The organism is Agathobaculum massiliense (genome assembly GCF_900291975.1).
Taxonomy (GTDB): domain Bacteria; phylum Bacillota; class Clostridia; order Oscillospirales; family Butyricicoccaceae; genus Agathobaculum; species Agathobaculum ammoniilyticum.
Window position 1 is genome coordinate 691,381 of the sequence record NZ_OMPN01000001.1, and the last position, 13,918, is coordinate 705,298.

Sequence of the window (13,918 nt, forward strand, 5' to 3'; positions counted from 1 at the left end):
ATTTGGAGGTACGTACCAATGGCTATGAAATTTCGTGCCCATGATACATTTTTTATAAGAAAAGGTTGGCTGAACAAGGGCATGAAGCATGTCCATAATAGAGCGGATGTTTTTGTCGCACGGGACGAAAATCCAACGGATATACTTGGTATCGGCACAAATATGGTAAAAGCCCTACGTTACTGGCTGCAGGCTGTTGGGGTAACACAAGAACCAGCCGCTGGCCGGCGCATCCAGCACTTTACAGACCTGGGTGCTCTGATTTATGAACATGACCGCTACATTGAAGAACTTGGAACTCTGCATCTTTTACATTACAAATTAGCATCTAACCAAGAGGATGCTACTTCGTGGTACTTTTTTTTCAATGAGTTTAAAATGAGTGAATTTACCAAAGAAGATTTTGTTTCAGCTTTACAAAACTATGTACTGATGAGCGGTGAAGATATTTCAGTTGCTCTGCGGTCTCTTAACGATGACTTCACATGCATTATAAACACATATTTGCCGAGATACAAATCAAACCCCGGAAAGGTATCACCTGAAAACAATATAGATTGTCCATTCGGTGAACTGGGATTTATTGATATACTAAGCAAGGAAAAGCGCACTTATAAAAAGTCAATCCCATCAGCAAAGAGTTTTAATCCTTGGGTAATCCTTGCTGTAATTGTTGATCAAGTACACGGAAGAGAAGAAATTACTTTAAATGAACTTTTGACTGCTCCATGTAATATTGGGCGCATTTTTAATCTCGACGCCATTGCAACGGTGTACAAAGGGAACATAATAAAAAACTTAATAATGGACTGCCAATCTTACGCAAAGTACCGCCCAAACGAGACTACGGGCGGTATTTTTGTATCATGGTGGAGAAAGGAGGAACTTCCCACGGGGGCTTGACTGAAAAGTTGAGCCCCTTTTTTCATGCCAAAAAACAGGAGGTAAATGCTTATGGCAGATGATAAAACCACAAAAACGCCGGAACAGCCGGTAACGGATACCGGACCGGGCAAAGAAACACCGCCTACTCCCCCAAAAGAGCCGGAGAAGGTTTCCGTTTCCCCGGAGCCGGAAAAAAAGACGGAACCGGAGGTAAAGAACCCGCAGGTTTCCGTCTATAACTTCGCTGAAATTATGAAGGAAAAGAAGGTCGAGGAACGGGCGGCAGCTCCCAGCGGGGAAAAGCCTGTCCCGGCAAAAACGGAAAAACCGGAAAAGCAGCCGGAGGCTCCGAAGAAAGAGGAGGAAAAACCCAAAGAGCCGGAACAGCCGAAGCGCCGGGGCCGTCCCCCGAAGGCAGATAAGGACAAGGACGCAGCCCCGAAGCCCAAAGCTCCCGCACAGAAACCGGAAAAGGCGGTCAAAAAGGAACCGGAGAAAAAAACGGCTCCAACGGTGCAGACTGCTCCCACTCCGAAGGAACCCGAAAAGCCGAAGGATGCACCACGCCGGGGCAAGGAGCAGATCGTCTATATCAAGCTGAACGAGCTCTACGCCTTCAAGAACCATCCCTTTGAAGTCCGGGATGATGAAGAAATGCGGGCTATGGTGTCCAGCGTTAAGGACAAGGGCGTGACCCAGCCCGCTATTGTTCGTCCCCGTGAGGATGGCGGCTATGAGATCGTGTCCGGCCACCGCCGCCAGAAAGCCAGTGAGCTTGCCGGATATGCGGATATGCCCTGTATCGTCCGAAACCTGACAGACGATGAAGCCATCACCCAGATGGTCGAGGACAATCTGAACCAGCGTGAAGAAATCCTCCCCAGTGAGCGGGCCAAAGCCTTGAAAATGCAGCTTGAAGCTATCAAGCACCAGGGCTCCCGCACTTCGGGCCAGATTGACCCGAAGGACGCTGGCAAACGCTCCAACGAGATCGTGGCCGAGCGCAATAAGATGGCGGTCAAGCAGGTGCAGCGGTATATCCGTCTCAATGAGCTGGTTCCCGACCTGATGAAGTTGATGGATGAAAAAAAGCTGGGCTTTACTACGGCGGTGGAGCTTTCCTATGTCAGCAAAAAGAACCAGAACTATATCGCCGTTGCCATTGACAGCCAGCAGTCCTCTCCTTCGCAGGCGCAGGCAAAGCGTATGCGTGAGCTGGACGAAAAGAAGCTGCTCAACGGGGATGTGATTGACGGCATTATGATGGAGGACAAAAAGGAGGTAGACAAAGTGATTTTGACAGGTGCGGAACTGAGCAAGTATTTCGGCAAGGAAACTACGCCGAGGGAAATGAAGGACCAGATTATCAAGCTGCTGGACGACTGGAAGGGCCAGCAGAAGGAACACGAAAAGCCGGAGAAGAAAAACGAACAGGAAAAGTAAGCCGAAACCTCGGGTCAACGTGGCCCGAGGATTGCGGGGCTCTGCCCCGCGCCCCGAAGCTCTGGAGATATAAATTATTCCCCGTCGCCAGTTATTCCGTAGCATAGCCGGGAAAATCAGTCAAGGGCAGCGCCGCCGCAGGCGGTGCCAGAGGCACCCTTGACGGATTTCTCCCGGTTATGCTTTTTCCCGATCAAGCGACGGGGATATAAATTCTCCAGAGCCGTTCCCCTTCCCGGGGGAAGGGGCGGAGGGATTGGGCGATACCTTGCTTTTCCCTAAACCAAAACAGAAATGGAGGCTCAACCAATGAAACGACCTTTAGCGTACCTGACCGCCGCATGGAGCGGCGAGCCGGATGTTGATATGGAGCTGGCGGCCCACTACTGCCGCCTTGCTTATGAGGCGGGCTTTTCCCCAATCTGCCCGCTCTTGTATCTGCCGTTGTTTTTGAATGACAGCGTTCCCGAGGAACACAAGGCCGGGATTGATATGCGCCGGGATATGCTGCGGCGCTCCCATACCCTGATCGTCTGCGGCAGCGTTGTGGACGAGGATGTAAAAAACGATATTGCGGTTGCCGGGCGGCTGGGCATTGCGGCGACAACGCTGGAAGGGGTGCTTGCCGTGAAGGGACACGGCACCCCGGGCTATGCCGGACATTAAGCTGGGGAGCCTTTTTGACGGGATCGGCGTGTTCCCTCTGGCTGCTTCTCGGTGCGGTATCCGTCCGGTATGGGCCAGCGAGATTGAAAAAGCGCCCATCTCCATAACCAAAAGGCACTTTCCCGATATGGCGCATTTGGGAGATATTACGAAGGTGGACGGCGGGAAAATCCCGCCGGTCCATGTGATAACCTTCGGCTCTCCCTGTCAGAACCTTTCTCTGATCGGCAACCGCTCCGGCCTTGCCGGGGCAAAATCAAGCCTGTTCTATCAGGCGTTTCGTATCATACAGGAAATGAGGGATGCTACTGATAACCTATATCCAGCTATCGCTGTTTGGGAAAACGTCATGGGAGCGTTTTCTACAAATGACCGGATGGACTTTAGAGCCGTCCTATCCGCCTTCTCGGACACCGAAGTTCCAATGCCTCCTTCGGGAAGATGGGGAAACGCCGGAATGGTGCGAGGGGGAACGCCTGATGTGTGCTGGCGGCTCATGGACGCCCAGTATTGGGCAGGCTCCCGAAGGCTGGCACGAAGGCAGCGGATTTTCGTCGTGGCGGATTTTGGAGGCAGACGTGCCGCAGACATACTATTTAAGCCCCGTCCAATGCTCCCACTTCCTCCGCCTTGCGGAGAGGGCGGGCGGGCCGCCGCCGAAGGAGATCGAACAGCTTCTTTTGAAACAGGGCGGCAGATACCAGTCATCCACCCCTTTCAGTGCTTCCGTATGCGGGGAGCGGCAAAAAGGCAGGAAGAAACGGCCTTCCGAAACAGCTTCGGATTACCAACTGACCCTTTTCCCACTCTTTTAGCCAGTGATGTAACGCCCTTTGCCTTCTGGCATGAGGGCGACCCGGAGGGCGGCTGTATCCGTTTTCTGACGGAAACAGAAAGTGAACGGCTGATGGGGCTGCCGGAGGGCTGGACAAAGTACGGGGCGGACGGCATGGAGATCCGGCCTCTGCAACGCTACAAGGCGCTGGGAAATGCGATTGCCCTCCCTTGTGCCGATTACATTATGGCCGGGATCTATGAGGTGCTGGCTGACCGGGCCGGAAAGGAGGAATGAGCCCATGTTTGAAGCCTATATAACCAATACAGCCCTATACCCCTTAATGGGAATCGAGGTAGGGACAACGGTACATTTCCCCATGACGACACAGGAGTTGCAGGCCGCCCTTGCCAAAATCGGGATAGACGGGAAGCGGTACAGCGAAGTGTTCTTTACCAGCTTTGACAGTGATGTGCTGGGGCTCTACGATCATCTCTACGAATGTGAGAACATCGACGAGCTGAACGAGCTGGGCCACGCCCTGCTGGAAGTACGGGATAAGGGCGGACTGGAAACCTTTGAAGCCGCTCTTGTCTTAGGAAACCACACAAGGAGCGTGAAGGATTTGATAAACCTGACGCAGAACCTTGACCTTTACCGCTTTTACCCGGATATTTCCGATGATGAAGGGCTGGGCCATCTTTACGCCGACGAGCTGGGGACCATCGACATACCGGAGCACATTCAGAACTACTTCGATTATGAAGCATACGGACGGGATGTGCGTATCAACGAGGGCGGCGTATTCGCTCCCGGTGGGTATGTGTCGGTAGTCCCGGAGGGCTTCAAGGAGTATTATCACGGGCCGCAGGACATCCCGCCGGAACACCGGATATTTGCCTATCCTGAAAAGGCCGAGCCTGTCCACTCCATTCTCGCCGCACTCAAACGGTTTCAAGAAGCCCTGCCCGCTCCGAAAAAGGACAAGGCGGGGCCTTCCCATGAAGAACGGTAGGACTTCGGGCCAGCATGGCCCGAAGCATGAAGGAGGTGCATACCATCAACTATTACCCTATCAATGAAGGGGCCGCCCGTCGGGCAAAGGAAATGAACAGCTTTTCCGATTACAAGGAAGGGAGCGCAACGGCGGAATACCGGGCAATGGTGGACAAGGCCGCCGCCATAGCGGAACAGCAGAAATCCCGGGCGGACCCCATGTACCATGAGAAGATCGACCATCTGCTGGACACCTACGCCCGCAAGCTGGCCGAAAACATGAACCAGGGCTTTGCCATTGACGCAAGGGTTCCCTCTGTGATGATCGCCGGACCTGCCAATTTCCCGGTGGGAAAAAAGGAAAAGCAAAACCGGGCTCGGGACAGCAACATGGAGGAATGGCGGTATATTCAAGGGCTTCTGGATAAGATACGCAGTACCGGCATGGGTGGGATCAGCGCCGATGACCCGGCGGCCATTGAAAAGCTCCAGAAGAAGCTGGACGGGCTGGAACGCTCCCAGCTCATTATGAAGGAGGTCAACGCCTATTACCGCAAGCATGGCAAGCTGGACGGCTGTGCGCTGCTGTCGCCGGATCAGATCGAAAAGCTGAAAGCAAGCATGGCGTCAAGCTGGCGGAGCGATCCGAGGCCCTTTGAAGGCTACCAGCTTACCAACAACAATGCGGAAATCCGCCGGGTAAAGACCCGTATCGAACAGCTTTCCAAACAGGCACAGCAGGAATTTTCCGGCTGGGAGTTCGATGGGGGCCGTGTGGAAATGAACCGGGAGGACAACCGCTTGCAGGTGTTCTTTGATGGAAAGCCTGACGCTGACACCCGGGCCGAGCTGAAAAGCAGCGGCTTTCGCTGGGCTCCCAGCGTGGGCGCATGGCAGAGGCAGCTCACGGACAACGCCATCCGGGCGGCTGACCGTTTGGAATGTATCAAGCCGCTGTCCGGCGAAAAGCCCTCCCAGCTTCAAAAGAAGCCCTCTATCTTGCAGACCATGCGGGAACAGGGCAAAAAAGTCCAGACGGAGCCGGAAAAGAAAGCACCGTCCGGCAGGGATGCCGAGCGGTAAGCCTCGGGCCACATTGGCCCGGGGTTTTCTGTTCCCCGAGATTGTACGGGGGCCTCCCGGATAGCGGGAACCCCGACGGAAAGGAGGTTTTATGCAGGAAGAAGTAAACCAAAAAACGGTTGCCCTTTCGATCAGGACAACGAAGCTCACGGGAAAAGTGCTGGCTGCCGCTCTTGGAAAGGTGGCGCGGGCGGTGCAAAAGCACCATCGGAAGGCGCTGACCCCGCAGGGACGCCAGAGCGTAAAAAAGCTGATGAACCACTATGGCGGCAAAAGCGCCATGCCCTATGTGGGAGCTCCAAAGGATTTTGACCGGATCGCGAAGGAGTTCCATGTGGACTACGCTTTCCATAAAGTGAGCCCCGGTCATTACCTGCTGTTTTTCAAAGCCAATCAGGCGGACGCTATCACGGCGGCCTTCCAGAAGTACAGCGCAAAGGTGCTGAATAAAGAGCAGGACAAGGCTTCCATCCTCGGTCAGCTTCGGAAATTCACGGAGCAGATCAGGACACAGGCAAAGGAAAAGCAGCGGACCAGAGAGGCGGTGAAGGACGGACGTTGAGTGACAAGATCAGAAAATATGTGCTCCCAAACCTGCCGTACCTCTTTGTGTTCTGGTTCTTCTCCAAAATCGGGACGGCCTACCGGATCGCCCCCGGCACAGACTTCGGGACAAAGCTCATGGGGATGCTCGACACCTTCCCCAAAGCCTTTGAAACCTACTGGCCGGGGCTGGGAGGTATTGACCTGCTGGTGGGCCTTGCCGGTGCGGCTGGGATGTATCTGCTGATACAGTCAAAGATCAGGCAGGCGAAAAAATTCCGGCGGGATGCGGAGTACGGCACCGCCCGCTTTGGAACAAAGGAGGATATAAAGCCGTTTGTTGACCCTAAATTTCAGAACAATGTCATTCTGACCGGGACGGAGTTCCTTACCATGAACACCCGTCCGAAGATACCCGCCAATGCCCGGAACCTAAACGCCTGCGTCATCGGCTCGTCAGGTTCGGGCAAGACAAGGTTCTGGCTGACTCCGCAGCTCCTTCAAGCCCATTCCTCGTATGTGGTGGTAGACCCGAAGGGCGGCACCCTCGACCAGTGCGGGCGGTTTCTGCAACGGGAGAAATACAGGGTGCGGGTGTTCAACAGTATCGACTTTTCAAAATCCATGCACTACAATCCGCTGGCCTATATCAAGACAGAAAGCGATGTTTTGAAATTTGTTACCGCCCTGATCGCCAACACCAAAGGCGACGGCAAGGAGGGCGACGAGTTCTGGACCAAAGCCGAAACCCTTTTGTACTGCGCCCTTGTGGCTTACATCGTGTTTGAGGGGCCGGAGGAAGAACGCAACATGAATACGCTGGTGGAAATGATAAACAGCATGGAAGTCCGGGAGGATGACGAAACCTTCAAAAACGCGGTGGACTATATGTTTGACGGGCTGGAACGCCGCAGCCCCCAGCACTTCGCCGTGAGGCAGTATAAGAAATACAAGCTCGCCAGCGGTGATATATGCTCTAAGTGACTTCTTAATCATGATTTTGTCATGGTTAGTGAAGCAATCACTTAGAGCATTTTTGTTTCAGGAGGTACAGCCATGAGAAATGAAAAAATTACCCCACTGTACGAGCGCCTGAGCCGGGACGATGAGTTACAGGGCGAGAGCAATTCCATATCCAATCAAAAGCAGATGTTAGAGGATTTTGCCCGCCGGAATGGACTGCCAAACCCTACGCACTTTACCGATGACGGTATCTCAGGCACCCGTTTTGACCGCCCTGGATTTTTGGCGATGATGGAGGAAGTGGAGGCAGGGCGTGTAGAGGCAATCGTCATCAAGGACATGAGCCGATTGGGGCGCGACTATCTGAAGGTCGGTCAGGTCATGGAGGTTTTGCGGCAGCGAGGCGTTCGTCTGATTGCCATCAACGACGGTGTGGACAGTCTGAAAGGCGATGACGATTTTACCCCGTTCCGCAACATCATGAATGAATTTTACGCCCGTGATACCAGCCGGAAAATCCGCTCTGTGTTTAAGTCAAAAGGCATGAGTGGCAAGCACCTGACTGGCACCGTGATTTACGGCTATTTATGGGACGAAAAACGGGAGCATTGGCTGTTAGATGAGGAAGCTGCCGAAGTGGTACGCCGTATCTTCTCCCTCACGCTGGAGGGATATGGGCCTTATCAGATCGCCTGCAAACTATCCGCAGACCGGATTGAAATTCCTGTCGTACACCTTGCCCGCTTCAACGAGGGTGTGAACCGTTCAAAGCCGGTCAAAGACCCCTATGGATGGGGATCATCTACCATCGTAAACATTTTGAAAAAGCGAGAGTATTTAGGGCACACCATCAATTTCAAGACCCGCAAGCACTTTAAGGACAAGAAAAGCCACTATGTTTCTGAGGACGAGTGGACGATCTTTGAGAATACCCATGAAGCCATTATCGACCAGCAGACCTTTGATCTGGTGCAGAAAATCCGCAGCAATGTACGGCGTTATCCAAACGGCTGGGGCGAAGCGGCTCCCCTCACAGGCTTGCTCTATTGTGCCGATTGTGGCGGCAAGATGTATGTCCACCGCACCAACAATGGCAAGCGGATTTCTCAATATACCTGTTCCAATTATACCAAAGTTCCGTGTGGGACACTATGCCCTACACAACACCGTATCAATGAGAGTGCTGTTCTGACATTGGTTTCCGACACGCTCCGGGCTATCGCTGAATATTCCAGAAATGACCGGAAGGAATTTATTCACACCGTTCAGGAAATGCAGGTTGCCCAACAGAGTGCCGATATAGCGAAAAAGCGCAGGCGTCTGGCCGCTGCTCAAAAGAGAGCCGGAGAACTGGAAAAACTGATTTGCAAAATCTATGAGGACAATGCCCTCGGCAAGCTGCCGGATGCACGATATAGGGCACTTGATGCACAGTATGCCAAAGAGCAGGACGCACTTGAGATTGAAATTGCGGAGCTGGAAAAGGCTGTTACCGGCTACGAGCAAAGCCAGAAATCAGCGGAGAAATTTATAGCCCTGATTGATAAATACGAGAATTTTGACACGCTGACAAACACCATGCTCAATGAGTTTGTAGAGAAAATCCTTGTCCACGAACGCGCCCGAAAAGGCAGTCAGGACACCACGCAGGAAATTGAAATCTACTTCAATTTTTTAGGACGCTATATCCCACCATCCTTACAGCCGGTTCCTTTAACCCCGGAGGAACAGGAAGAACTGCGGAAAAAAGAAGAACGCAAGGACAGGCTTCATCAGAATTATTTGAAGCGGAAAGCCAGCGGCGCACAGAAACGGTATGAGGACAAAATCAAGGCGAAGAAAAAAGCGGAAATGGACGCTAAGAAAGCCCTGATCCGGGCTGAGGATATGAAAAAAGGCGTTTTTTCTACTGTCGGACAGCTGCCGAAAGAAGAACCACGCAAAGGCAGCATAGCAGCCAGCGCAGCAGTCTAATCATCACGAAGCAAAGGAGAATGAATATGAGTAAGTTGACTTACATTCGTTGTGGAGATTATGATATACCCAACCTAAAACTTTCTGAACAGCCGGAAACTTCTATCGGCAAGTACGGCAGAATGCGAAAATCCTACCTAAAGGAACATCGCCCCATTCTCTACAACCATCTGCTGATGAGCGAGAAGCTGTATCCACACCTGTTAGAGATTGAGCGGACAGCACAGGGGCGTGTGGAAACCATGTTGCCTCACATGATGGAAGTTGCGGGTGTCACGGAAGAACTGAAAGCCTGTGACCCTATGCGTTGGGTGGGGCTGATGAACACATTAACGGCACAGATTGAGGAAATTTTAATCAGGGAACTGATTTGCAGCTGAATGGGAGGTGCGGGAAATGCTGACCTTTGAAAAGGTTTTGAAAGTGTTTCAGGCATATCTGGATGATGACCCTTTGTATGAGGTGGTTCAGACCAGCCTCGGTTATACATTGATGGCATGGGAGCCCCACCGGAATGACTGGTACAGCGCCGAGATACAGAAAACCCCGGAGGATTTACGGAACGCTTTGTTGAGTACATACGCTAACTTTCTGGAAGATAAAATTACCGGAAACGAGCGTGAACTGACTGTGACAGAAACCGGAGAAATCCAGCAGAGGTGCCGGGAACTTTTGGAAAAGTGCAGGGAAACATGATACAGAAACGCCAGAAGGAGGCCGCGATTATGCGTCCTCCTTCTGTTTCGCAGTCTGTTCCATTTTGAGCGCCCCGTCTATGGCACCTTCGATAATCGGCAGGTATTGTTCAGGACAGAGCTTCAGCTTGTGGCTGACCCGCTGCCGCTGATCGCTTTCTTCCCGCATGATCTCCGGGTTAAAATACCGCTCTACGGGAAGTCCGCAGACCTTAATCAACTGGATCATCACAGGCAGGCTCGGAATCGCACCTTGATTTTCAATGTTGGCAAGATACCGCCATTCAATCCCAACCATTTCTGCCAATGTTTTTCGTGCAAGACGCTTTGCCTTTCGTGCGGCTTTGACATCTGCACCGAAGGTTTCAAAACCGGGACAATCTTCAACTTTTGCCATATAATATCACCTGGTTACATTGTATAATTCATACTTTGCCCGTGGAATGTTGCTATATGCAGGTTGGTTGAAGTTTATAATTCATGTTTTTAGGTTTGAAATCTGGCATATAGAAAACTATAATAATGATTAGAACTCCACACAAATCACAAAATTTTATGCTACTATACCAGTGGAGGTGGTTTTATGCAGCACATTTTAATTGTTGAGGACGATTTAGATATTCAAGATCTTTTAAGAAATTTTTTGCAAGAAGTCGGATATGAAATTACGATTGCAAGTGATGGCATGGAGGCTATTGCACTGTTTTCATCCGCTCATTTTGACTTGATATTATTGGATATAATGTTGCCTAAAATTGATGGATTTACAGTCTGCGAGCTAATCCGTAAGCAATCACAGGTTCCTATCATTATGCTAACTGCTCTAAACGGAGAGGAGGAACAAATCCGAGGCTTAGATTTACAGGTTGACGATTATATTACAAAGCCATTCTCCATGCCAATATTGGTTCGCAAAATCGGAGCTGTTCTCCGCAGAAGTTCCATGATACCGGAGCAGGAACACCAAACGATTACCTATAAAAATCTTGTTCTGGATATGGACAGTTATACCGCTGTGGTAGACGGTGTTTCTTTTGACCTTACCCAGCGAGAATTTGAGGTGTTAAGGGAGCTTCTGCTAAATCAAGGTCGTGTACTTACGCGGCAAAATCTGCTGGATAAGCTATGGAAATATGACTTTTATGGCGATGAAAGGGTTGTAGATACTCACATCAAAAATCTTCGCAAAAAGTTGGGGATTGACTTCATCCAGACAATCAGAGGGGTGGGATATAAAATTGATAAAGAAAATTAAAGGAAGCCTATTTGCAAAGATATTTGCAATCACTTTTTTGCTGACCAGTATTTGCTGCGTTCTGACATATACCGTCATTTCATGGCTCGTTCCCAAAACATATAGCACAACACTTGACGCAAACCTGGAAAATACGGTTTCTTCCTTTATTACGGAGTTGCAAACCATGTCCCCGTTGGAAAGCGGAAAGCTCTTCGATGAGTTTCTTTTGAACAATAACGGGGTATTACTTCAACTATTCGACGAGAACGGTAACGCAATCGAACTGCCCTCACAGGGGGCAAAAGAATTTCCACATTTTCTTGATGGAGGAATAGCAACTGAAAATACTGATCCGGCGGCGTATCGGGCAACACATAGCTATCTGTTCTCTTTCGCAGGATTGGACACTTTTTATACATTGACAGTTGCCGGGAGCGCACATGAGGTTGACTTGCTTAGGAATACTCTGGCAAATGTGTTTATCATTCTATTTTTTGTTATTCTTATTATTGCTACGCTTGCTTCAATGATTTATTCCCGCTATGTTACAAGGCCCGTATTACGACTTAGCGCAGTGTCAAAAAATATGTCTGCACTAAACTTTAATTGGAATTGTGAAGAAGATCGGACAGACGAAATTGGTGTCTTGGCACATAGCTTGAATGAAATGTCTAAAAAGTTATCTGCCGCTTTGGAAAATCTTCAGGCGGCAAATATAAAATTGCAGGCAGACATAGAGCACGAAAAAGAATTAGAACAGGCGCAACTTGATTTTTTCTCTGCTGTTTCTCACGAATTAAAAACGCCTATTACGATTATCAAGGGGCAAACAGAGGGGATGATTTTGAATGTGGGCGATTATCAGGATCGCAATAAATATCTATCGCGCTCCCTTGAAATCATCAATACAATGGAGAGCATGGTACAAGAAATACTGACGGTTTCGCGCATGAAATCATCTAAAGTAGGTCTGAGAAAAGAAAAAATGGATTTTTCTGATCTTCTGAAACGGGAATATGCTTTATTTGAGGATCTGATCGTACAAAAGGAAATTGACTGGAACGAGAATATTTCTCCCGCCCTGCAAATCGCCGCAGACAAAATGCTGATACAAAAAGCAATTAACAATATTGTTTCTAATGCCATCTTGTATTCTCCGAGAGGCAGTTCAATCTATATGGACGCATTTTCTAAAAATGGGTCGGTAGTTTTCCAGATAGAAAATACTGGTGTGCATATTCCAGAGGCAGAAATTTCAAAATTGTTTGATGCTTTTTATAGGATGGAGCAATCACGCAATCGAAAAACAGGGGGTAGCGGATTAGGGCTTTATATCGTCAAAACTATTTTAGAACAGCACAATATAATATACAGCTTGAAAAACACAGACAGAGGGGTATTGTTTTCAATCCGATTTTGAAAAATACGGGGCGGTCAAATTTGATCGCCCCGCATTTTTAACTACACATAAAAAACATATTCGCCACAATGGTATCCCAAACAGTTCTGCTACTATATATTTAGAAACAGAAAGGAGTGTTTCAGAATATGAAAAAACAAAAAATCACAACTCTTTTACTCACAATGGCGCTTTGTGCATCGGCTGTTTTAAGTGGCTGTGCGGCAAGCGCGGCAAGCCAGACGGAACCCAACCAGTCAACTACCAGCTCAACGCCTTTTGAGGAGGCGAAAGATAGCGGCACTCCCATTTCCTCTGACGAGGCTTCCTCGGTGCAAGCCTACGAGAATGATGAAGTCCTTTCCTCTGAGGAACAGGCCAAAGCGGAGCAAGAACGCCGGGCTGAGGTTGCTGAAAAGTATTCTATCTATGAACCGTATGGTATGACATACGACACGGAAAAGGATCGTTTCTTCTATAACGGGCAAGTCGTGCGTTACTTCAAGGATCATATCAATTCTAAGGAGCATATCAATTCTAATGAAACGAATGGCTTTTCCTATGATGACGGTGTGATAGACGTTGAACCCATTAGAGATGAAGATGGAACTCTGACGGGTCTAAAGCAATCCTCGGACGCTGACTTTAATGCTCGCACCAAAGAGCAGGAGGCATTGAAAGCCGAATTGGAAAAGGCGGGAATTACGGCCGGAAGTGGTAGCTTTGAACAAGGCGATCCAAATTATCGTGATGACAGTCTGGACGCATACACCGAATTTGGCGTTTCTTATGACAAGTCTTCTAATCATTGGATGTACGGCGAAAAGCCTATCTATATCCTTTACGACAAGGAGCATTACACTTTTTGCGACAAAGGTGTGAGTGATGGCGTTAGTTTGAATGTTGTTCGTGACAAGGCCGGCAACATTGAAAAGCTGGTTTCTGTGGATAAGGGAGAATTAGAACAGTTTGTGAAATAACTTGTGAATTGCCGGACGACGGCAAAAGAAAAAAAGCCGTCGTACAGCAGACACATTTTCACGTGCCTATGAAGCGGCGGCTTTGATTTTCAGAGCCGCCGTTTCTTTTCGTCTATCCCAATCTAACGACGACCTAACACCGTGTAAATCCACGGCGGCATATAGGAGGATTGCCGCCGTGTCTATTTTTGTCTTTTTTCACAGTACCCATGACCTGCACCAGCTAAAAAAAGCCTGTTTCCAGCAGCGGGGCAATGCGGTCAGAAGTATGTACTATAC

General features: G+C 49.6%; 14 protein-coding genes and 1 pseudogene. 14 read left to right on the top strand and 1 reads right to left on the bottom strand.

What is annotated here, in order from left to right; translation table 11 throughout:
- Positions 1 to 18: 18 nt before the first annotated feature.
- The 11 genes and pseudogenes from DBQ51_RS03490 (at position 19) to DBQ51_RS03540 (ending at position 10,024) form a co-directional block, all read left to right on the top strand.
- A complete protein-coding gene (locus tag DBQ51_RS03490) occupies positions 19 to 903 on the top strand; it encodes a DUF4007 family protein (protein ID WP_107630793.1) in 885 nt (294 codons plus the stop codon).
- A gap of 45 nt (positions 904 to 948) precedes the next feature.
- Positions 949 to 2,328, top strand: a complete 1,380-nt coding sequence (locus DBQ51_RS03495; protein ID WP_107630794.1) for a ParB/RepB/Spo0J family partition protein — start codon at positions 949 to 951, stop codon at positions 2,326 to 2,328.
- A gap of 309 nt (positions 2,329 to 2,637) precedes the next feature.
- Positions 2,638 to 2,994 carry a DUF7768 domain-containing protein gene (locus DBQ51_RS03500; RefSeq protein WP_178105371.1) on the top strand — a complete coding sequence of 119 codons (357 nt, stop codon included), beginning with the start codon at positions 2,638 to 2,640 and terminating at the stop codon, positions 2,992 to 2,994.
- On the top strand, positions 2,981 to 4,066 hold the full coding sequence (locus DBQ51_RS03505; RefSeq protein WP_107630796.1) for a DNA cytosine methyltransferase: 1,086 nt from the start codon (positions 2,981 to 2,983) through the stop codon (positions 4,064 to 4,066). Before DBQ51_RS03500 ends, DBQ51_RS03505 begins: the two co-directional genes overlap by 14 nt.
- A gap of 4 nt (positions 4,067 to 4,070) precedes the next feature.
- Positions 4,071 to 4,784, top strand: a complete 714-nt coding sequence (locus DBQ51_RS03510) for an antirestriction protein ArdA (protein WP_107630797.1) — start codon at positions 4,071 to 4,073, stop codon at positions 4,782 to 4,784.
- Between the two features lie 14 nt (positions 4,785 to 4,798).
- A complete protein-coding gene (locus DBQ51_RS03515; protein ID WP_107630798.1) occupies positions 4,799 to 5,848 on the top strand; it encodes a hypothetical protein in 1,050 nt (349 codons plus the stop codon).
- A gap of 91 nt (positions 5,849 to 5,939) precedes the next feature.
- Complete coding sequence (locus DBQ51_RS03520) at positions 5,940 to 6,410, top strand: PcfB family protein (RefSeq protein ID WP_007887898.1); 471 nt, start codon at positions 5,940 to 5,942, stop codon at positions 6,408 to 6,410.
- Positions 6,407 to 7,357, top strand: a pseudogene (locus tag DBQ51_RS03525) (type IV secretory system conjugative DNA transfer family protein); the annotation flags it as partial. The gene DBQ51_RS03520 and the pseudogene DBQ51_RS03525, both read left to right, overlap by 4 nt.
- A 90-nt stretch (positions 7,358 to 7,447) precedes the next feature.
- The gene (locus tag DBQ51_RS03530) at positions 7,448 to 9,328 is read left to right on the top strand and encodes a recombinase family protein (protein WP_107630799.1); all 1,881 of its coding nucleotides are present in this window, start codon (positions 7,448 to 7,450) and stop codon (positions 9,326 to 9,328) included.
- A 26-nt stretch (positions 9,329 to 9,354) separates the two neighbouring features.
- The gene (locus tag DBQ51_RS03535) at positions 9,355 to 9,708 is read left to right on the top strand and encodes a TnpV protein (RefSeq protein ID WP_012816186.1); all 354 of its coding nucleotides are present in this window, start codon (positions 9,355 to 9,357) and stop codon (positions 9,706 to 9,708) included.
- 16 nt (positions 9,709 to 9,724) lie between these two features.
- Positions 9,725 to 10,024 (top strand): hypothetical protein, encoded by a 300-nt coding sequence (locus DBQ51_RS03540; protein WP_107630800.1) that lies wholly within the window; start codon positions 9,725 to 9,727, stop codon positions 10,022 to 10,024.
- 27 nt (positions 10,025 to 10,051) lie between these two features.
- Here the strand turns inward: DBQ51_RS03540 and DBQ51_RS03545 are convergent, their stop codons facing one another.
- Positions 10,052 to 10,420 carry a helix-turn-helix transcriptional regulator gene (locus DBQ51_RS03545; RefSeq protein WP_107630801.1) on the bottom strand — a complete coding sequence of 123 codons (369 nt, stop codon included), beginning with the start codon at positions 10,418 to 10,420 and terminating at the stop codon, positions 10,052 to 10,054.
- A 186-nt stretch (positions 10,421 to 10,606) separates the two neighbouring features.
- Here DBQ51_RS03545 and DBQ51_RS03550 point away from each other — a divergent pair, with 186 nt between their 5' ends.
- From DBQ51_RS03550 to DBQ51_RS03560, 3 genes are all read left to right on the top strand, one after another.
- Entirely contained in the window at positions 10,607 to 11,278 is a 672-nt protein-coding gene (locus DBQ51_RS03550; protein WP_004612692.1) for a response regulator transcription factor, read from the top strand.
- Positions 11,262 to 12,680, top strand: a complete 1,419-nt coding sequence (locus DBQ51_RS03555; RefSeq protein WP_148336330.1) for a sensor histidine kinase — start codon at positions 11,262 to 11,264, stop codon at positions 12,678 to 12,680. The genes DBQ51_RS03550 and DBQ51_RS03555 overlap by 17 nt, the downstream gene beginning before the upstream one ends.
- Positions 12,681 to 12,808: 128 nt before the next feature.
- Complete coding sequence (locus DBQ51_RS03560) at positions 12,809 to 13,639, top strand: hypothetical protein (RefSeq protein WP_107630803.1); 831 nt, start codon at positions 12,809 to 12,811, stop codon at positions 13,637 to 13,639.
- Positions 13,640 to 13,918: the final 279 nt, after the last annotated feature.

What these genes read in the sequence shown, in the direction of transcription:
- DBQ51_RS03560 (WP_107630803.1), top strand. Translation starts at nt 12,809, where the DNA reads ATGAAAAAACAAAAAATCACAACTCTTTTACTCACAATGGCGCTTTGT.
- DBQ51_RS03540 (WP_107630800.1), top strand. Translation starts at nt 9,725, where the DNA reads ATGCTGACCTTTGAAAAGGTTTTGAAAGTGTTTCAGGCATATCTGGAT.
- DBQ51_RS03510 (WP_107630797.1), top strand. Translation starts at nt 4,071, where the DNA reads ATGTTTGAAGCCTATATAACCAATACAGCCCTATACCCCTTAATGGGA.
- DBQ51_RS03515 (WP_107630798.1), top strand. Translation starts at nt 4,799, where the DNA reads ATGGCCCGAAGCATGAAGGAGGTGCATACCATCAACTATTACCCTATC.
- DBQ51_RS03495 (WP_107630794.1), top strand. Translation starts at nt 949, where the DNA reads ATGCTTATGGCAGATGATAAAACCACAAAAACGCCGGAACAGCCGGTA.
- DBQ51_RS03550 (WP_004612692.1), top strand. Translation starts at nt 10,607, where the DNA reads ATGCAGCACATTTTAATTGTTGAGGACGATTTAGATATTCAAGATCTT.
- DBQ51_RS03530 (WP_107630799.1), top strand. Translation starts at nt 7,448, where the DNA reads ATGAGAAATGAAAAAATTACCCCACTGTACGAGCGCCTGAGCCGGGAC.
- DBQ51_RS03535 (WP_012816186.1), top strand. Translation starts at nt 9,355, where the DNA reads ATGAGTAAGTTGACTTACATTCGTTGTGGAGATTATGATATACCCAAC.
- DBQ51_RS03490 (WP_107630793.1), top strand. Translation starts at nt 19, where the DNA reads ATGGCTATGAAATTTCGTGCCCATGATACATTTTTTATAAGAAAAGGT.
- DBQ51_RS03520 (WP_007887898.1), top strand. Translation starts at nt 5,940, where the DNA reads ATGCAGGAAGAAGTAAACCAAAAAACGGTTGCCCTTTCGATCAGGACA.
- DBQ51_RS03500 (WP_178105371.1), top strand. Translation starts at nt 2,638, where the DNA reads ATGAAACGACCTTTAGCGTACCTGACCGCCGCATGGAGCGGCGAGCCG.
- DBQ51_RS03545 (WP_107630801.1), bottom strand. Translation starts at nt 10,420, where the DNA reads ATGGCAAAAGTTGAAGATTGTCCCGGTTTTGAAACCTTCGGTGCAGAT.
- DBQ51_RS03505 (WP_107630796.1), top strand. Translation starts at nt 2,981, where the DNA reads ATGCCGGACATTAAGCTGGGGAGCCTTTTTGACGGGATCGGCGTGTTC.